This is a genomic window from Pseudomonas sp. PICF141, assembly GCF_002286815.1.
Lineage (GTDB): Bacteria > Pseudomonadota > Gammaproteobacteria > Pseudomonadales > Pseudomonadaceae > Aquipseudomonas.
Map to the genome: position 1 here is coordinate 13236 of NZ_MUNM01000034.1, position 18802 is coordinate 32037.

An 18802-nucleotide genomic window follows, 5' to 3' on the forward strand; every position below is an offset into this window, starting at 1 on the left:
CCCCATTCCTCGCAAAAATAGTGGCTCCGCTTCTGGCGGCTGACGACTAGGGTGTACTAACCCTTTGCCCTCAGGACTCGCCCTATGCACCCGTATTTTTCTCTCGCAGGCCGCACCGCTCTGGTGACCGGCGGCACTCGCGGTATCGGCAAAATGATCGCCAAGGCCTACGTCGAGGCCGGCGCCACCGTTTACGTGTGTGCCCGCGATGCCGACGCCTGCCAGCAAACTGCCAACGAACTGAGTGTTTTCGGGATTTGTCATGCGGTAGCTGCCAACCTGGCCCACGAAGAAGGCGTCCAGCAATTGGCCGCGCACCTGAGTGAACAGATCGGTCAGCTGGATATTCTGGTGAACAACGCCGGCACCACCTGGGGCGCACCGCTGGAGAGTTACCCGGTCAAGGGCTGGGAAAAGGTCATGCAGCTGAACGTGACCTCGGTGTTCAACTGCATCCAGCAATTTCTGCCGCTGCTGCGCAAGGCCGGTTCGGCGGCGAATCCGGCACGGATCATCAACATTGGTTCGGTCGCCGGGATTTCGTCCTTCGGCGAACAGGCGTATGCCTACGGCCCGAGCAAGGCTGCCCTGCATCAACTGTCGCGGATTCTGGCGCGGGAGCTGGTGAGCGAACACATCAACGTTAATGTGATCGCACCGGGACGTTTTCCGAGCAAGATGACGCAGCACATTGGCAATGATGAGCAGGCGTTGGCCGAGGATACGGCGCTGATTCCGATGAAGCGTTGGGGCCGGGAGGAAGAGATGGCTGCCTTGGCGATCAGTTTGGCGAGTACCGCGGGGGCGTATATGACTGGGAATATTATTCCTTTGGATGGTGGGTTCAGCCTCTGATATTGGCGGTGCGGCCATCGCGGGCAAGCCTCGCTCCCACCGGTTTTATGTCGTATACAAAATCTGTGTTCGCTAGAGAGCCCTGTGGGAGCGTGGCTTGCCCGCGATGAGGCCGGCTCTGCCACCACCCGACTCGAGGCCCGTCGGGTTATCATGCCGCCTCAAGTCCGCCTCGACCCCAAACCATGACCTACACCGTTTCCCCCATCGGCTTCGTGCGTTCCTGTTTCAAGGAGAAGTTCGCCATTCCGCGCCAGCCGCAACTGGCCCCGGCGGCACGAGGCGTGGTGGAACTGGTGGCGCCGTTCGATCAGGGTGAAGCGGTGCAGGGGCTGGAACAGGTCAGTCATGTCTGGCTGTTGTTCCTGTTTCATCAGGCCCTGGAAGAAAAACCACGCCTGAAAGTCCGCCCGCCACGCCTGGGCGGCAACAAATCCATGGGCGTATTCGCCACTCGGGCGACGCACCGACCCAATGGCATCGGTCAATCGGTGGTCAAACTGGACAAGGTCGAAGCCAATCGGCTGTGGATCTCCGGCATCGACCTGCTCGACGGGACGCCGATTCTCGACATCAAACCTTACGTGCCCTATGCCGACATCATCGACACGGCATCCAACAGCATCGCCAGCGCCCCGCCATCGCTGATTCCCGTGCAGTGGACAGACTCAGCGCTGCAACAGGCTCATGGTCACGCTCAGCGGCTTGAGGAGCCCTTGGTCGAGCTGATTGAGCAATGCCTGGCACAAGACCCACGTCCGGCGTACCAGATTCCTACACCAGAAAGGGAATATGGCGCGCAGTTCTGGGATGTGGATGTGCGCTGGCATTATCCGACGCCTGATGTGATTCGCGTTCTCGAAGTCATCCCTGCCCCTACAGGTTTGTGTTCGGCATAAAAAAGCCCCCATTGCCTGCACAGGCAATGGGGGCTGATCGTTCCCACGCTCCGCGTGAAATGCACAGTGACGCTCTGCGTCACCCAAACAATGGCTTACTTCTCGACGAACGCACGCTCGATCAGGTAATCACCCGGCTCGCGCATCCGCGGCGAGACTTTCAGGCCGAAGCTGTTCAACACTTCGCTGGTCTCGTCGAGCATGCTTGGGCTGCCGCACAGCATGGCGCGGTCGTCCTGCGGGTTGATCGGTGGCAGACCGATGTCGCTGAACAGCTTGCCGCTGCGCATCAGATCGGTCAGGCGGCCTTCGTTCTCGAATGGCTCGCGGGTCACGGTCGGGTAGTAAATCAACTTGTCACGCAGGGCCTCGCCGAAGAACTCGTTCTGCGGCAAGTGCTCGGTGATGAATTCGCGGTAAGCGACTTCATTGACGTAACGCACGCCGTGGCACAGGATCACTTTTTCGAAACGCTCGTAGGTTTCCGGGTCCTGGATGACGCTCATGAATGGCGCCAGACCGGTACCGGTGCTGAGCAGGTACAAATGTTTGCCAGGTTTCAAGTCATCCAGCACCAGGGTGCCGGTTGGCTTTTTGCTGATGATGATCTCGTCGCCTTCCTTCAGATGCTGCAACTGGGAAGTCAGCGGGCCATCAGGCACTTTGATGCTGAAGAACTCGAGATGCTCTTCCCAGTTCGGGCTGGCAATCGAGTAAGCGCGCATAAGCGGGCGGCCGTTGGGCTGTTGCAGGCCGATCATCACGAACTGACCGTTCTCGAAGCGCAGGCCCGGATCGCGGGTGCACTTGAAGCTGAACAGAGTGTCGTTCCAGTGGTGAACACTGAGGACACGCTCGTGGTTCATGTTGCTCATGTACGTGGGACTCCTGGAGATTTGCCTGCGCCAATGATGTGCGCAATTGCAACGCATTCTAATGGCAGCGACAATATCTGTTAACTGGATTATTAAGATAAGGGTTATCGGTTATATCGATATGCGATTTACTCTCCGTCAACTTCAAGTATTCGTCGCCGTCGCCCAGCAGGAAAGCGTATCCCGTGCCGCATTAACGCTCAACCTCTCACAATCGGCGGCGAGCACTTCAATCACCGAGCTAGAGCGTCAGTGCAGTTGCCAACTGTTCGATCGCGCCGGCAAACGGCTGAGCCTCAACGCCCTCGGCAAACAGCTGTTGCCCCAGGCGGTGGCCCTGCTCGATCAGGCCAAGGAGATCGAAGACTTGCTCAATGGCAAGTCCGGTTTCGGCTCTCTGGCGGTCGGCGCGACCCTGACCATCGGCAATTACCTCGCTACCCTGCTGATCGGCAGCTTCATGCAACGTCATCCGGAAAGCCAAGTGAAGCTGCATGTGCAGAACACTGCCAACATCGTGCAACAGGTCGCGCATTATGAAATTGATCTGGGTCTAATCGAAGGCGACTGCAGCCATCCAGACATCGAAGTGCAGAGTTGGGTCGAAGATGAGTTGGTGGTGTTCTGTGCGCCTCAGCACCCATTGGCCAGACGTGGTATCGCGACCATGGAGCAGCTGAGCCATGAAGCGTGGATTCTGCGCGAACAAGGCTCGGGCACCCGGCTGACGTTCGACCAGGCCATGCGACACCATCGCAGCGCGCTGAACATTCGCCTGGAGCTGGAACACACCGAAGCGATCAAGCGCGCGGTGGAATCAGGTTTGGGGATTGGCTGCATTTCGCGCCTGGCGCTGCGCGATGCGTTCCGCCGTGGCAGCCTGGTGCCAGTGGAAACACCGGATCTGGACCTGGCTCGGCAGTTCTATTTCATCTGGCACAAACAGAAATATCAGACATCGGCGATGCGCGAATTCCTCGAACTGTGCCGCGCCTTCACTGCCGGGGTTCAGCGCAGCGACGAGATCGTCTTGCCCACTATCGCTTAAAGAAGAATCACCGCCCATACCAGCGCGATCATGCTCAACGCCACGAGTTGAGCAGCGCTGCCCATGTCCTTGGCGTTCTTGGACAGTGGGTGCAACTCAAGGGAAATGCGGTCGATGGCCGCTTCCACCGCCGAATTGAGCAACTCGACAATCAAGGCTAACAGGCAGACAGCAATCAGCAGCGCCTGCTCGACACGGCTGACGTTGAGGAAGAATGACAGCGGAATCAGGATGGCATTAAGCAATACCAACTGCCGGAAGGCCGCTTCACCGGTGAAGGCTGCGCGCAAGCCGTCCAGGGAATAGCCGGAGGCGTTGAGGATACGCTTGAGGCCGGTCTGGCCTTTGAAAGGTGACATAAAGTAGGCAACTGATCAAAAAGGAGTGGGGAAACTAGATGAAGCAAAGTCAAAAAAGCGTGAACACGTAGCGCCCTTAGTTACTCGAAATTGACTCAAGTTGTTGCAAGAGCAGCGCTGCCTGAGTCCGGGTCCGCACATTCAGCTTACGGAAAATGGCCGTGACATGGGCCTTGATCGTCGCTTCGGAAACGTTTAATTCGTAAGCAATCTGCTTGTTCAGCAAACCTTCACAAACCATGGTCAACACCCGGAATTGCTGAGGTGTCAGGCTGGCAAGACCTTCGCTGGCAGCCTTGGCTTCGGCGGAAACGCTCACCGTTTCAAAGGCCTGTGGCGGCCAGTAAACATCGCCATCGAGTACCGCGCGTACGGCTTTTTGAATGACATTCAAATCACTGGACTTGGGAATGAAACCGCTGGCGCCGAACTCACGGGATTTCACCATGATCGACGCTTCCTCCTGAGCCGACACCATCACCACTGGAATCTGCGGGTACTGCCCACGCAACAGCACCAACCCGGAAAAACCGTAAGCCCCCGGCATGTTCAGGTCCAGCAATACCAGATCCCAGTCGGCCTTTTCGTCCAGACGGGTTTCCAGCTCGGCAATGCTCGCCACTTCCACCAGACGGACATCCGGGCCCAGACCCAGGGTCAACGCTTGATGCAGGGCGCTACGAAAAAGAGGATGGTCATCGGCAATCAGGATTTCGTATGTGGCCATTTTTCAAATGATCCTGTTTTTTATGGGATGCCTGATGCATTTCAGGCCTCGCCAAAACAACTCGAGGTGCAGCCACGCAGCGGCACCAACAGGGCACGTTCAACGCCAATTACCTAAAAAAAGCAGCGTTTCAAACTTGGCCGCGCCCTAATCGGCGCCCAGCATGCCCAGCCAAGCCAGGGTGGTCAAGTTGCCAGCAAGCCTGGTTCTTTTGCAGTATGGGCGATGATCAGAAAATGGCGGGCGCAGCGTGCTGTACAAAGGGCATCAGCTCAGCATGGGCCGGTGTTGCAACATTCATATCCAACTGATGTTTAGCGTCCAGGTAATGCTGGCTGAACACATCAAAATAAGCGTCCAGCGCCGACGCAGCGTCTGTATCGCCAGCCAGATCAAGGCACAGCGCCGCCACTTCGGCCGTGCACAGGTGCTCGCTGCGGGTGGACCTGCGTAACCGGTACCGGGAAAGCTTCTCGGGAAGCAGGCTCAGAATCGGGAACGCATCAAAGTAGGGGCTTTTGCGGAATATCTTCCGGGCTTCGGTCCAGGTGGCGTCCAGCAGAATGAACAATGGGCGTTTGGTGCTATCGACTTCGACGCTGTGGGTAACTCGCTCGGGTTCGACGTATTCGCCCGGAAACACCAAGTATGGCTGCCATTGCGGGTCGGCCAACAGCGCCAGCAATTGTTCATCGATTTCCGTGCGCGACCAGATGAATGCATGGTTGTCGCGCACCACATCGGCAATCAGCCAGCCGGTATTGCTCGGTTTGAACACTTCTTTATTGGTCATGATCAGGCACACACCGCTGCGGGTGTCGACCTGCGGGCGCCAGGCGCACAGGCAGTGGCTCTCGATCACACGGCAGGCCCGGCAACGGGTTGCTCGCCAGCCACGGGCCTGAATCGGCTTGATACCCTCTTCCTCTCGCTGATCGCGCAAGCGGGCTACGGCGTTGGGGGCGTGGTTCATCGTTGACAACACCGGCAGACAGGAAAACTCGACACAAACGGTACTCGGCAAGGCAATAAAGGCCAGCAGTTTATCAGAGCAGCCGGCGCAAGCCTGTACCCTCCAGGCGGCCTCCCCTATAATTCGCCGCCACTGAACGCACAGTCACGTGACGGGTCGAATCACCAGTCACTGAACCAGGAGAGTTTCATGCTGCGCCTTATCGTTCCCACCGCTGCCATTCTGCTGGCGTCGTCCTTCAATGCTCAGGCTGCTTCCTTGAGTGAGCAGAATCTGAACAAAGAGCTGCGAAACGTCGCCGTACAAAGCAGCGTCGGCACTCCACGGGCGATCAACGAAGACCTTCTGGATCAGGGTTATACCGTCGAAGGCAATCAGCTGATCAATCATCTGAGCGTTCAGAGCAGCCACGCCGACAAGATGCGCGCCGATCCGAAAGCCGTGTACTTCCAGCTTGGCGCCTCCGTTTGCAGAAACGAGGGATTCCGCAAGCTGATGGCGAAGGGGGCGGTCATGCGCTACGATTTCACCGAAGTGAAAACCAATCGCCCGGTCGGCTCCGCAAGCTTTCAGGAATCGGATTGCCCGAAAGCCACCCCGACGAAGAAGAAATAATCAACGGGCGTTGGCGCGCCGCTGTTCATCTTCGGCGCGCAGCTCTGCCAACAACGCCTGCAGGTAACGCGAACGTCGCTCTCCGCCCTCCAGACGCCGACAGCACTCCTCTTCGAGACTCAAATGATTGGTCTCGGCTGATAACTTCAGCAATCGATACAATTGCGCATCGATTTCCAGAGTGATTCTGGGCATGGTTCCCGCCTCCGTGCACGCATTGATCATCTTGATCACGCGATTAAATCCCTGAATTACTTGAATGTTACGTCTACCGGTGACGCAAACTTGTCGTGTCACGCCTGTCATCTAGTAAATCAGAGCGCAGGACAAACGGCTTGCGTTCAGACGAGCGGTGAAAGCACCTTGCAAATAGTCAATAAGCGATTGCCAGGAAAGACTTTGCGGCGCAATGATCAGGCAGCGCAAATCGTTGTGAGGGTCTAAATTCAAAGTGTTCACGTTGATTTTTTTCAGGGCAGAAAAGGGGCTGCCCATTGTGGGTCTTATTGTGCGAACGTTTCTTTCATTCAAGGAATAAGCAGAGCCCGTATGGATGGCTCGATTGCAAACGAGTCAAGTGGAGCGCCCAGGCAAGGGCTTGGGCAGACAGCGACACAAGGGGTGTCGCGGCACCGACGATTGTTTTGTCGGGCCAAGGGTTCTGTGCAGAAGGAGAAGTTGAATGCCTTACCAACCGAATGACCTCCTAAGCCGTCATTTTCAAGAAAGCGGCCACGACCTCACCAGCAAGGTCGAAGAACAACTCAACCTGGTTTCCCCCAATAGCCCCAACATCCCGATTTACCGCGACATGATCCTGACTGTGCTGCGCATGGCCCAGGAAGATCACAACCGCTGGAATGCCAAGATCACCCTGCAAACCCTACGCGAACTCGAACATGCCTTCCGTGTGTTGGAGCAGTTCAAGGGGCGACGCAAAGTCACCGTTTTCGGCTCGGCCCGCACGCCGATAGAACACCCACTGTATGGTTTGGCGCGGGAGCTTGGCGCCGCTCTGGCGCGCTCGGACATGATGGTCATCACCGGTGCCGGCGGCGGCATCATGGCGGCAGCCCACGAAGGTGCAGGCCTGGAACACAGCCTGGGATTCAATATCACCCTGCCTTTCGAGCAGCATGCCAATCCCACGGTCAATGGCACCGGGAATCTGCTGCCCTTCCACTTTTTCTTTACCCGCAAGCTGTTCTTCGTCAAGGAGGCCGATGCGCTGGTCCTGTGCCCGGGCGGCTTCGGTACGCTGGATGAAGCACTGGAAGTGCTGACTCTGATACAGACCGGCAAGAGTCCGCTGGTGCCCGTGGTGCTACTGGATGCGCCGGGCGGCAAATTCTGGCAAGGCGCGCTGGACTTCATTCACCATCAACTGGAGGAAAATCGCTACATCCTGCCGACTGACATGAAGCTGTTGAGTCTGGTCTACAGTGCCGAAGAGGCCGTGGAGCAGATCAATCAGTTCTACAGCAATTTCCACTCCAGCCGCTGGCTCAAGCATCAGTTCGTGATTCGCATGAACCACAAACTCAGCGATCGGGCGCTGGAACACATGCAGAAGGCATTCGCCGACCTGTGCCTGAGCGATCACTTCCATCAGCATGCCTACAATGGCGAGGAGCACGACGAACCGCAGTTCAGCCATCTGGCGCGACTTTCCTTCACCTTCAACGCCCGCGATCATGGCCGTCTGCGGGAATTGGTGGATTACATCAATCTGCCGGAAAATTGGGCCCAATCCAAACCCCAGGCGCAACAACGCGCGCGTGAGCCATTCAAGGTGACGTGAGGCAAAAAAAAACGGCCCGCTATCGAAATAGCGGGCCGTTTTATTTAATCGTCCATCCCTCGGCCACTGAACAAGCGACTGATCATTTCCATGGAATATCCCCGATAATTCAGGAACCTGCACTGTTTGGCACGTTCCCGGGCATCTATCGGTAAATGCCCGGAAAATTTGCGCCGCCAGGTGTCTTCCAGTTGTTCCTGCCAGTTGATACCGCTCTCGCGCAAAGCGAGTTCGATGTCAGTACGTTGCAGGCCGCGCTGACTCAACTCTTCGCGAATTCGCAAAGGGCCATAACCGGAACGGGCACGATAGGAAACGAAGCTCTCGAGGTAACGGGATTCGGACAACAGACCCTCTTCCGTCAAGCGGTCGAGCGCTGTGTCGATCATTTCAGGGAGGGCGCCGCGCTGACGCAGTTTACGCGTCAGCTCGACTCGACCATGCTCGCGTCGCGCGAGCAGGTCCATTGCGGTTCGCCGCACCGCGACGAGTGTATCGAGTACGGCGGTCATCGGATCAATCAGATATCAGCGTCAGCCATGTCATCAGCCGTCTCTTGGATTGGCGATGCTTTGGCGTCCGGCGCTGGGGTCAGCAACTTGTCACGCAGTTGCTTCTCGAGCTTGGCGGCGATTTCCGGATTGTCTGCCAGGAACTTGGCCGAGTTAGCCTTACCCTGACCGATCTTGGTGCCTTCATAGGCATACCAGGCGCCGGACTTCTCAACGAAACCATGCAGCACACCCAGGTCGATCATCTCACCATTGAGGTAGATGCCCTTGCCGTAAAGAATCTGGAACTCGGCCTGACGGAACGGCGAAGCCACCTTGTTCTTTACGACTTTGACACGAGTTTCGCTACCGACAACTTCATCACCTTCTTTCACCGCGCCTGTACGGCGGATATCCAGACGAACCGATGCGTAGAACTTCAGCGCGTTACCCCCGGTGGTGGTTTCCGGGCTGCCGAACATTACACCGATTTTCATACGGATCTGGTTGATGAAGATCACCAGGCAGTTGGCGTTCTTGATGTTACCGGTGATTTTACGCAGCGCCTGGGACATCAGACGGGCTTGCAGGCCCACGTGCATGTCACCCATTTCGCCTTCGATTTCAGCCTTTGGCACCAGAGCGGCCACGGAGTCGACGATGATCACGTCAACCGCGTTGGAACGCACCAGCATGTCGGTGATTTCCAGGGCCTGCTCGCCGGTGTCCGGCTGGGAAACCAGCAGGTCGTCGACGTTGACGCCCAGTTTGCCGGCGTACTCAGGATCAAGAGCGTGTTCGGCGTCGACGAATGCGCAGGTCGCGCCGGCTTTTTGAGCCTGGGCGATCACCGACAGTGTCAGGGTGGTTTTACCGGAGGATTCAGGACCGTAGATTTCAACGATACGGCCTTTTGGCAGACCGCCAATGCCGAGCGCGATGTCCAGACCCAGAGAGCCAGTGGAAATAGCCGGGATCGCCTGACGGTCCTGATCGCCCATACGCATTACGGCACCCTTGCCGAATTGACGTTCGATCTGACCCAGGGCCGCAGCCAAGGCTTTCTTCTTGTTGTCGTCCATTAAAGTCCTCACGTAATCAATAAGGCCTGACGGCCAACACCTGTATAAGTAGCCAGTATTATTCCACAGCGTTTCAGGATCGCCTACCCCTGATTTGAGATTTCTCCAGCGGCATGGCGCAGCAGCCCCTCTAGCGCGGCCTTCACCGTTTGTCGGCGGACCTCGTCACGGTTACCGGCAAAGTACTGCACCTCGCTGAACACCTGCTCACCGACGCCCCAGGCCAGCCAAACCGTGCCCACAGGCTTGCTCGGCGAACCGCCATCCGGCCCCGCCACACCGCTAACGGCCACGGCAAAACGCGCCCGGCTTTTTTCCTGCGCGCCGCGGACCATGGCCTCGACCACCTCCCGACTGACCGCACCAACGGTCGAAAACAATTCGGCAGGGACATCCAGTTGCTGGGTTTTCTGACGGTTGGAGTACGTAACGTAACCTGCCTCGAACCAGGCCGAACTCCCTGGAATACGGGTGATCGCCTCGGCAATCCCACCACCGGTACAGGATTCGGCCGTGGTGACGTGGGCATTGAGAACCTGCAAGCGTCTGCCAAGTTCAGCGGCCAGCTGAGTGATATCTTTCACGGCTCTCTCCTGATCGAGCGGAATGAGGCCTACCGTACACGAGCCGATCACGCTTGCAAGGTTCAGAATCGATCAAAATGTTAGGGAGCGAGGGCTCTGACATGGGCCTGACACGCCTGCAGGGCAATCAGTCCGCTATCGCCTGCGTCGGTGATGGCGATAATTCGTTGAGCATGCACCGGGGGCTCGCTACGTCGCGACTGCCACTGTCAACTGGTCGAGTTTCTCGGCCTGCAACCCGTTCCGCCAGTTGCCGGCCATAAAGCCAGTCCTGCAGTCGCCAGGCCAGCGCCGCCGAGCCGCCGGCCAACACAACCGGAAACACAACAACGCCAATGATGCGGTAAGACATCAGGATCAAACCGAAGGCTGGCATAACACCGCCCTCGCCCGCGCCCAGAGATGCAAGCGATCGTGCAAACCGTTCAGGCCGCCGTTGATGCGGCGGGTGATGCTGTTGAACTGGTCGCGGTCGGCCAGTTCATTGAAGCCATTTTGCTCCCAGAACCAGGCAGCCGATTCAGCGGCCCACCGGGGCTTTTCCAGAAGTTCTGGCAAAAACAGCAAACGATCATCACCGAAGAGTCCGAGACTGCACTGACGGTAATTGTCGCGACCCGTGATCTGAATCAGGCCTCGGCCACGGTATTTTTGACCGTCGCCGTCGGGCTCTGGCGTATTACCCAAGCGCATAGCCAGTGCGTATTGAGCGCAGCCCAACTCACGTATGTACTGCAACTGCCCCGACTCATGACCGACTTGCGCAAGGAACGCAGCGATGCGTTTCGGGGTATTGATGTTGCGGTGGTTCATGGCGATGTTGAGCGCAGAAATGAAAACGCCTGCTTGGGAGCTGGCGTTGGGCATAACGATCTGTAGTTGTTGCTGCGTAACGGTCATATAGCCTCCAGAATGCCGGCGGCGACTCGATCTACAAGACTTGGGCAGTGATCACGCAGTTGGTCAATCAGTGGAATGATCTTCATCGTTTTCACCGGGTAATAAAACCCCGCTTGAGTGCGGGTTTGAGTGAAAGGTACTGGCCGTGGGAAACCCGCGTCCGTGCGGGTCGGATGCCGGTAGGCATCGCTGCTCGCCATTCCATTGGGCTTTGTATTCAGTGATCCTGGCGGGTATCTGGCGGCGGCACTTCGCAAACGCCAATCCGCTTGGCCGCCCAGCGCTCATAAAGGCCGATGGCGACATCCGCTCCGGCCATCGCCGTCAGACAACCGAACGCCCCTGCTGCCCAGATCGACATGCCGGCGGCGTACAGCAGCATGATGGCCGAGACCCCGCAGATCATGCAGGCCCCGGAGCGCAGCGCCAGGCGTCGCAGCAGCGACCAGCCACGGGCGCCCTCCTTGTCGGCGCGCCACATTTCGCCGGACACCCCGCCCACCAGGGCGAGAACGATGACCAGCCAGATCGGCATGTCCAGCAACGCTTGTTGCTCGTTTGTCATGTCACGCCTCCTGGGGGTGATTGATGAGTGATGTGTGTTGGGATAAAGCGATGTCTCTTGAGGTCGGCATTCCAAAAAGCCCGGTTGCCCAGGCTTTTCAGTAATGCGGTCCTTCGCCTTCCTTTAATCCTGTGTACAAAAAAGGAAGCTGACCTTTCAGCGCTACTGGCGCGGTACGAGTCCATTCAAATTGTTTTTCCGACCGCGGTCCCTGCCCGCCGGATAACTGCTTGTGGTGCTTTACGCTGCACACCCGGGCCAGTTGCCAACCCTCTGAACCGTTGAGGCCGGTTCATCGCTGCCTTTGTGGTGGAACTAAAGAGCTTCGTTTCGAGCCGCCTTGTTGGGCCGCTTGAGACAAAGAATATGCATGGATGCATATACAGTCAATGCACAAATGCATTTATTTATGCACTGGTAATGCACAGACGCATGAAAGTCCCGCAAGCAAAGGCGTTGGCGGTTTTCGACAGGCGAAAAAAAACCCGCCGAAAAGCGGGTTTTATCTGACAGCGGCGAGGTTAACGGGCGTACATGCCCCACCAGAAGACATGACCGAGGATGACAATCTGCTCTTCCTGGATTTCCTGGAAGCTGTAGTCCTCGTCCGGATGCTCATCGCGGTTGAAGCTGCGCAGGCGAATCCCTGTCGGCAGGCGATAAAGCTGTTTCACCCGCAACTGGCCGTTGTGATTGATGGCGTACAGGTCGCCGTCAATGATGTCGCCAATCCCGCATTTACCGGCATTCACCCCGACCGTGGCGCCATCGCGCAACACCGGCAACATGCTGTTGCCGCGCACGGTCACGCATTTGGCCTGGTCGAATTGCACACCATTGTGGCGCAGGCTGCGCTTGCCGAAGCGCAGGCTAGAGCGCTCACTCTCTTCGATGACGAATCTTCCTGATCCAGCAGCCAATTCAACCTCGCGAAGAAAGGGGACCGACACCTCGTCGTCATCGACTGGCGTATCGTCGTCCCACAGGCTTATGTCCTTGAGTTCCGAATGCGACTCATCGCGCCCAACGCTGGCGGCGTGCGTGACATCCGCACGGCCACGCAACTGGTCGGTGCTCACGGCAAAGTAGTCGGCAATCTTCGAAATATGTTTATCCGAAGGATCGACGATCTTCCCGCTGAGGATCCGCGAGAGAGTGGACTGAGGCACGCCGGTGCGACGGTGAAGCTCCGTGGGGGAGATTCCGTTTTGATCGAGCAGCGCTCTTAAGACAGTAGAAACATTGCGTTTTTGCATAACGCGCATAGTGCTTGATCTTTTTTCGGAAGACAAATGCTGATTTGCATAGATCGTGCATAGAACAGCAGAAATGTGCCTTGGAGCTTTCATGCCTGCGTAGGTCGGACTGCCCATGTTAACCTTGCGCCCATCGCGGAAAAGCCGGGCCGATGCCCCTCCTTTGCCCTACACCTTTCAACGAGTTTTCCTGAATTTCCGATGAATAAAGCCCTCTCCGATCTGTCCTCCCACACCCCGATGATGCAGCAGTACTGGCGCCTGAAGAACCAGCACCCTGATCAATTGATGTTCTACCGCATGGGTGACTTCTACGAAATCTTCTATGAAGACGCAAAGAAAGCCGCCAGGTTGCTGGACATTACCCTGACGGCTCGTGGGCAATCGGCGGGGCAGGCGATTCCGATGTGTGGGATTCCTTACCACGCCGCGGAAGGTTATCTGGCGAAACTGGTGAAGCTCGGCGAGTCGGTGGTGATTTGTGAGCAGGTCGGCGACCCGGCCACCAGCAAAGGGCCGGTGGATCGCCAGGTGGTGCGAATCATCACCCCCGGCACCGTCAGCGATGAAGCGCTGCTGGATGAGCGCCGGGACAACCTGATCGCGGCGGTGCTAGGCGACGAGCGTCTGTTCGGGCTGGCGGTGCTGGACATCACCAGCGGCAACTTCACCGTGCTGGAAATCAAGGGCTGGGAAAACCTGCTGGCGGAACTGGAGCGGGTCAATCCGGTAGAGCTGATGATCCCGGACGATTGGCCGAAAGACCTGCCGGCGGAAAAACGTCGTGGGGTTCGGCGCCGTGCGCCGTGGGATTTCGAGCGTGACTCGGCGCTGAAAAGTCTTTGCCAGCAGTTTTCCACCCAGGACCTGAAAGGTTTCGGCTGCGAGAACCTGACGCTGGCAATCGGTGCCGCCGGTTGCCTGCTCAGCTATGCCAAGGAAACCCAGCGCACCGCCCTGCCGCATTTGCGTAGCCTGCGTCATGAACGCCTGGACGACACCGTGGTGCTCGATGGTGCGAGTCGTCGCAACCTGGAACTGGACACCAACCTGGCCGGCGGTCGCGACAACACCTTGCAATCGGTGGTTGATCGCTGCCAGACCGCCATGGGCAGCCGCTTACTGACTCGCTGGCTGAACCGTCCGCTGCGGGATCTGGGCGTATTGCTGGCACGTCAGAGTTCGATCTCTTGCCTGCTCGACGGTTACCGCTTCGAAAAACTGCAACCGCAGCTCAAGGAAATCGGTGACATCGAGCGGATTCTGGCGCGGATCGGCTTGCGCAATGCCCGTCCTCGTGACTTGGCGCGTCTGCGCGATGCCCTTGGGGCGTTGCCAGAGTTGCAGGTAGCGATGACCGAGCTTGAAGCCCCGCACATCATCCAACTGGCGGTCACCACCAGCACCTATCCGGAACTGGCGGCGCTGCTGGAAAAAGCCATTATCGACAACCCGCCCGCCGTCATCCGTGACGGCGGTGTTTTGAAAACCGGTTACGACAGCGAACTCGACGAACTGCAATCGCTCAGCGAAAACGCCGGGCAGTTCCTGATCGATCTCGAAGCGCGTGAGAAGGCCCGCACCGGCCTGTCGCACTTGAAGGTCGGCTACAACCGGATTCACGGCTACTTCATCGAGTTGCCGAGCAAGCAGGCCGAATCGGCGCCCGCGGACTATATTCGCCGACAGACCCTTAAAGGTGCCGAGCGTTTCATCACGCCGGAACTGAAGGCCTTCGAAGACAAGGCGCTGTCTGCCAAGAGCCGCGCCCTGGCTCGCGAGAAAATGCTCTACGAAGCACTGCTCGAAGACCTGATCGCTCAGTTGCCGCCTTTGCAAGACACGGCCGCCGCACTGGCCGAACTGGACGTACTGAGCAACCTCGCCGAGCGCGCACTAAACCTGGACCTGAACTGCCCACGCTTTGTCAGCGAGCCGTGCATGCGCATCACCCAGGGTCGTCACCCGGTGGTCGAGCAAGTACTCACCACGCCGTTCGTGGCCAACGACCTGAGCCTTGACGACAATACCCGCATGCTGGTGATTACCGGTCCGAACATGGGCGGTAAATCCACCTACATGCGCCAGACCGCGTTGATCGTGTTGCTGGCGCATATCGGCAGCTTCGTCCCGGCGGCCAGTTGCGAATTGTCTCTGGTAGACCGAATCTTCACCCGGATCGGCTCCAGCGATGACTTGGCGGGCGGTCGTTCGACCTTCATGGTTGAAATGAGCGAAACCGCGAACATTCTGCACAACGCCACCGAACGCAGCCTGGTGCTGATGGACGAAGTCGGTCGCGGCACCAGCACTTTCGACGGTCTGTCCCTGGCGTGGGCGGCGGCTGAGCGTCTGGCACACCTGCGGGCCTACACCCTGTTCGCTACTCACTATTTCGAGCTGACAGTGCTGCCGGAAGCCCAGCCCCTGGTGGCCAACGTGCACCTCAATGCCACCGAACACAACGAACGCATCGTGTTCCTGCACCACGTGTTGCCTGGGCCTGCCAGCCAGAGTTACGGCTTGGCGGTTGCGCAGTTGGCCGGCGTACCGAGCGAAGTGATCGTGCGGGCTCGCGAACATCTGAGCCGACTGGAATCCACAGCGCTGCCTCATGAAGTTCCCACGCCTGCCAAAGGCAAACCGGTCACGCCGCAGCAGAGCGACATGTTCGCCAGCCTGCCGCATCCGGTGCTGGATGAACTGGCCAAACTGGATCTGGACGACATGTCACCGCGTCGTGCACTCGAAATGCTCTATACACTAAAGACACGGATCTAACGCACTTGCGTGCAAGCTGTTAGAATCTCGCGCGGTTTGGGATGCTGCAGGCCAATAGCCTGACCTGCAGACTATCGCTCCCAAACCTGGCGACCCCAACGTGAAGGGGCTCCGCTGCCGCCGCCTGAGGAGAAAATTAGAAATGACCTTCGTCGTCACCGACAACTGCATCAAGTGCAAGTACACCGACTGCGTAGAAGTCTGTCCGGTGGACTGCTTTTACGAAGGCCCGAACTTCCTGGTGATTCACCCGGATGAGTGCATCGACTGCGCCCTGTGCGAACCAGAATGCCCGGCACAAGCCATCTTCTCGGAGGACGAAGTGCCGGCCGGCATGGAGAACTTCATCGAGCTGAACGCCGAGCTGGCGGATATCTGGCCGAACATCACCGAGAGGAAAGATGCCCTGCCGGACGCCGAAGAGTGGGATGGCAAGCCAGGCAAGATTGCAGACCTCGAACGCTGATCCTTTCTGCATTCATCGAAAAGGCCCTTACGGGCCTTTTTGTTTGTTGGTGCTCAAGAAATCGCAGACAAAAAAAGGGGCGGTATGACCCGCCCACATTTTTTCCCTATTCCTTGTGTTCCTTTTCATCGTCCTGATGAATCGCTTCCTGCGATGTCCGTTCCCCTCTTCCTTGAAGGGCGTGTCTATCCGTCGACACAGTTCAGATACTAGAGAATTCCCCATCAAGAGCAATCGGCCGCTGTCGCTGAAAGCGCCTGTCACACGCCGTTAATCTAAAAAAATACCTATATAAATCAATAATATAAAAAAATATCACAAATCAAATAGACAACTGCCAACGTGTAAAAATAACGAACACTTACGAAAGAGTAAGCAAAGACTTACAGAACAAGACTACAAACCCGAGGTGATGTCGGGGGCAACTTACCTCCCATGTTTCAGGCAACAAAAAACCCCAAACCAGTCGGGGCTTTTGTTTCCTGCTGATCGAGTCGCTTATTGGAACAACGACTCACTCGACAGGCCGTTTTTCTCGAGAATCTCCCGAAGACGCTTAAGACCTTCAACCTGAATTTGTCTGACCCGCTCCCGGGTCAAGCCGATTTCCAGGCCTACGTCTTCAAGCGTGCTGCTCTCGTGACCTCGCAAGCCGAAGCGCCGAATGACCACCTCGCGTTGCTTGTCGGTCAGCTCCGAGAGCCATTGATCGATGCTTTGTGACAGGTCGTCATCCTGCAACAGTTCGCACGGGTCGGTGGGGCGGTCGTCGGTAAGGGTGTCCAACAGGGTTTTATCCGAATCCGGACCCAGCGAGACGTCGACCGAAGAAACCCGCTCGTTCAGGCCAAGCATGCGCTTGACTTCGCCTACCGGTTTCTCCAGCAGGTTGGCGATTTCTTCGGGTGAGGGTTCATGATCGAGCTTTTGCGTCAGCTCCCGTGCAGCCCGCAAGTACACGTTGAGCTCTTTGACCACATGAATCGGCAACCGGATGGTCCGGGTCTGATTCATGATCGCGCGCTCGATGGTCTGACGAATCCACCAGGTGGCGTAGGTCGAAAAGCGGAAACCGCGTTCAGGATCGAACTTTTCTACAGCCCGGATCAGGCCGAGGTTGCCCTCTTCGATCAGGTCCAGCAGCGACAGCCCACGATTGACGTAACGACGGGCGATTTTCACTACCAGCCGCAGGTTGCTTTCAATCATGCGCTTGCGTCCGGCCGGATCGCCACTTTGCGACAAGCGCGCAAAATGAACTTCTTCTTCCGGGGACAGCAATGGGGAAAAGCCGATTTCGTTGAGGTACAGCTGAGTGGCATCGAGTGCCCGTGTGTAATCGATGTACTTGTGTTGCTTAAGCGAAGCGGAGTGTTTGGATTTTGCACGAACGGAAGGTGATGCATCCCCTTCATCATTCGACATCGAATCCGTGGCGATGCCGGTCTCCATCAGGAGAACCTCATCGTCGATGTCAAACTCCGGCACTTCTTTACTGAGAGCCATTGTTATAGTCCTTTGGTGAGTTCGACCTCAAGCTCGAGCGGCGCCTTGATCCCTGGCAACGCTGGAGCCTGTTCCCTCTACGTGACGGAACAGGCTGGCTAACAAATCAACGACGTGGCAGGAATTGCAGCGGATCTACAGGTTTACCTTGTCGGCGAATCTCAAAATGCAGTTTCACCCGGTCTGTACCCGTTGACCCCATTTCGGCAATTGTCTGTCCGACCTTGACCTGCTGCCCCTCCCGAACCAACAGCCTGCGGTTATGTCCGTAGGCACTGACGTAGGTGTCGCTGTGTTTGATGATGACTAATTCGCCGTAGCCCCTTAAGCCACTCCCGGCGTATACCACCGTCCCATCAGACGCAGCTAAAACAGGCTGTCCCAAATCTCCGGCGATATCAATTCCTTTATTCAAACTACCGTTTGAAGAGAATTTTCCAATCAGAATGCCATTAGAAGGCCACCCCCAGCCCGTCGGGGCCGGACCGGCAGGAGGCAGTGGAGCAGGTGCCGGCTTGTTGGCGACGGACGGTGCAAGCACCGTTGTGGTAGTCGTCGCGCCATTTGCCTGACGCCGAATGACGGTGGTTTTACTCGATGACGAAGGCGAAGAACTGGACGAACTGACCACCGCCGTCGGCGTTGTACCGGTGCGACCATCGAAGCGAATTATCTGACCCGGATGGATCGTGTAAGGCGTAGGAATGTTGTTCCGTGCTGCGAGGGCTTTGTAGTCCCAACCGTAGCGAAAAGCGATGGAGAACAACGTGTCCTTGGGTCGGACAACGTATTGGCCAGTGGTCACGACCGGACGCTGGGCGACCGCCTTGTTGCGATCGACGACGCTCGCACTACCTGATTTGGTGCTGGAACATCCGACCAGCAAGGTACTCAAGACAAGGCCAGTCACCAGACGCTGAAAGCTCGTTATACCCATTCGCTGCGCAATGACTGTGAGACTCACCCGCCGCTCCCTTTGTGGTGGCTGAAATATGGATTGCCGTGCTCCGGCACGAAAT

At 57.4% G+C, this 18802-nt stretch carries 20 protein-coding genes and 1 pseudogene; 7 read left to right on the forward strand and 14 right to left on the reverse strand.

Features of this window, described 5'->3' with window-relative positions:
• The first annotated feature begins 84 nt into the window (after window positions 1-84).
• A complete protein-coding gene (locus BZL43_RS07015; RefSeq protein ID WP_095631633.1) occupies window positions 85-855 on the forward strand; it encodes an SDR family oxidoreductase in 771 nt (256 codons plus the stop codon).
• A gap of 185 nt (window positions 856-1040) precedes the next feature.
• On the forward strand, window positions 1041-1754 hold the full coding sequence (gene tsaA, locus BZL43_RS07020; RefSeq protein WP_095631634.1) for a tRNA (N6-threonylcarbamoyladenosine(37)-N6)-methyltransferase TrmO: 714 nt from the start codon (window positions 1041-1043) through the stop codon (window positions 1752-1754).
• 95 nt (window positions 1755-1849) lie between these two features.
• Here the strand turns inward: tsaA and fpr are convergent, their stop codons facing one another.
• Window positions 1850-2629: a ferredoxin-NADP reductase gene (fpr, locus tag BZL43_RS07025; RefSeq protein ID WP_003443014.1), complete on the reverse strand. Its 780-nt coding sequence runs from the start codon at window positions 2627-2629 to the stop codon at window positions 1850-1852.
• 121 nt (window positions 2630-2750) lie between these two features.
• Between fpr and BZL43_RS07030 the strand changes: the two genes are divergently transcribed.
• A complete protein-coding gene (locus BZL43_RS07030; protein WP_095631635.1) occupies window positions 2751-3677 on the forward strand; it encodes a LysR family transcriptional regulator in 927 nt (308 codons plus the stop codon).
• Here the strand turns inward: BZL43_RS07030 and BZL43_RS07035 are convergent.
• The 3 genes from BZL43_RS07035 to BZL43_RS07045 form a co-directional block, all read right to left on the reverse strand.
• The gene (locus BZL43_RS07035; RefSeq protein ID WP_019580981.1) at window positions 3674-4036 is read right to left on the reverse strand and encodes a diacylglycerol kinase; all 363 of its coding nucleotides are present in this window, start codon (window positions 4034-4036) and stop codon (window positions 3674-3676) included. The two genes, BZL43_RS07030 and BZL43_RS07035, sit on opposite strands and share 4 nt — an antisense overlap.
• A gap of 76 nt (window positions 4037-4112) precedes the next feature.
• Window positions 4113-4763, reverse strand: coding sequence for a response regulator transcription factor ErdR (gene erdR / locus BZL43_RS07040; protein ID WP_095631636.1), 651 nt, complete (start codon window positions 4761-4763; stop codon window positions 4113-4115).
• A 229-nt stretch (window positions 4764-4992) separates the two neighbouring features.
• Window positions 4993-5736, reverse strand: a complete 744-nt coding sequence (locus tag BZL43_RS07045) for a tRNA-uridine aminocarboxypropyltransferase (RefSeq protein WP_095631637.1) — start codon at window positions 5734-5736, stop codon at window positions 4993-4995.
• Between the two features lie 189 nt (window positions 5737-5925).
• Here BZL43_RS07045 and BZL43_RS07050 point away from each other — a divergent pair, with 189 nt between their 5' ends.
• Window positions 5926-6351: a PA3611 family quorum-sensing-regulated virulence factor gene (locus BZL43_RS07050; protein WP_095631638.1), complete on the forward strand. Its 426-nt coding sequence runs from the start codon at window positions 5926-5928 to the stop codon at window positions 6349-6351.
• Here BZL43_RS07050 and BZL43_RS07055 read toward each other — a convergent pair whose 3' ends face one another.
• Window positions 6352-6546 carry a hypothetical protein gene (locus BZL43_RS07055; protein ID WP_095631639.1) on the reverse strand — a complete coding sequence of 65 codons (195 nt, stop codon included), beginning with the start codon at window positions 6544-6546 and terminating at the stop codon, window positions 6352-6354.
• Window positions 6547-7033: 487 nt separating this feature from the next.
• Between BZL43_RS07055 and BZL43_RS07065 the strand changes: the two genes are divergently transcribed.
• Window positions 7034-8152 carry a TIGR00730 family Rossman fold protein gene (locus BZL43_RS07065; RefSeq protein ID WP_095631641.1) on the forward strand — a complete coding sequence of 373 codons (1119 nt, stop codon included), beginning with the start codon at window positions 7034-7036 and terminating at the stop codon, window positions 8150-8152.
• Window positions 8153-8196: 44 nt separating this feature from the next.
• Here BZL43_RS07065 and recX read toward each other — a convergent pair whose 3' ends face one another.
• The 7 genes and pseudogenes from recX to BZL43_RS07100 all read right to left on the reverse strand — a co-directional run bounded on the left by recX (window position 8197) and on the right by BZL43_RS07100 (window position 13030).
• The gene (gene recX, locus BZL43_RS07070) at window positions 8197-8664 is read right to left on the reverse strand and encodes a recombination regulator RecX (RefSeq protein WP_095631642.1); all 468 of its coding nucleotides are present in this window, start codon (window positions 8662-8664) and stop codon (window positions 8197-8199) included.
• 8 nt (window positions 8665-8672) lie between these two features.
• A complete protein-coding gene (recA, locus tag BZL43_RS07075) occupies window positions 8673-9725 on the reverse strand; it encodes a recombinase RecA (RefSeq protein WP_095631643.1) in 1053 nt (350 codons plus the stop codon).
• A gap of 83 nt (window positions 9726-9808) precedes the next feature.
• Window positions 9809-10309: a CinA family protein gene (locus BZL43_RS07080; protein WP_095631644.1), complete on the reverse strand. Its 501-nt coding sequence runs from the start codon at window positions 10307-10309 to the stop codon at window positions 9809-9811.
• 80 nt (window positions 10310-10389) lie between these two features.
• A pseudogene (locus BZL43_RS28510) lies at window positions 10390-10685 on the reverse strand (hypothetical protein).
• On the reverse strand, window positions 10667-11209 hold the full coding sequence (locus tag BZL43_RS07090; protein WP_095631645.1) for a glycoside hydrolase family 19 protein: 543 nt from the start codon (window positions 11207-11209) through the stop codon (window positions 10667-10669). The pseudogene BZL43_RS28510 and the gene BZL43_RS07090 overlap by 19 nt, the downstream one beginning before the upstream one ends.
• A gap of 217 nt (window positions 11210-11426) precedes the next feature.
• Entirely contained in the window at window positions 11427-11774 is a 348-nt protein-coding gene (locus tag BZL43_RS07095; protein ID WP_095631646.1) for a phage holin family protein, read from the reverse strand.
• 521 nt (window positions 11775-12295) lie between these two features.
• A complete protein-coding gene (locus BZL43_RS07100; protein WP_095631741.1) occupies window positions 12296-13030 on the reverse strand; it encodes an XRE family transcriptional regulator in 735 nt (244 codons plus the stop codon).
• A 201-nt stretch (window positions 13031-13231) separates the two neighbouring features.
• On the opposite strand from BZL43_RS07100, the gene mutS reads away from it, so the two are divergent.
• On the forward strand, window positions 13232-15811 hold the full coding sequence (gene mutS, locus BZL43_RS07105; protein ID WP_095631647.1) for a DNA mismatch repair protein MutS: 2580 nt from the start codon (window positions 13232-13234) through the stop codon (window positions 15809-15811).
• 142 nt (window positions 15812-15953) lie between these two features.
• Window positions 15954-16277: a ferredoxin FdxA gene (gene fdxA / locus BZL43_RS07110; protein WP_095631648.1), complete on the forward strand. Its 324-nt coding sequence runs from the start codon at window positions 15954-15956 to the stop codon at window positions 16275-16277.
• Window positions 16278-16775: 498 nt separating this feature from the next.
• On the opposite strand, the gene rpoS is transcribed toward fdxA, so the two are convergent.
• Both rpoS and BZL43_RS07120 read right to left on the reverse strand, forming a co-directional pair.
• On the reverse strand, window positions 16776-17783 hold the full coding sequence (rpoS, locus tag BZL43_RS07115) for an RNA polymerase sigma factor RpoS (protein WP_095631649.1): 1008 nt from the start codon (window positions 17781-17783) through the stop codon (window positions 16776-16778).
• A 106-nt stretch (window positions 17784-17889) separates the two neighbouring features.
• A complete protein-coding gene (locus BZL43_RS07120; protein WP_095631650.1) occupies window positions 17890-18747 on the reverse strand; it encodes a peptidoglycan DD-metalloendopeptidase family protein in 858 nt (285 codons plus the stop codon).
• Window positions 18748-18802: the final 55 nt, after the last annotated feature.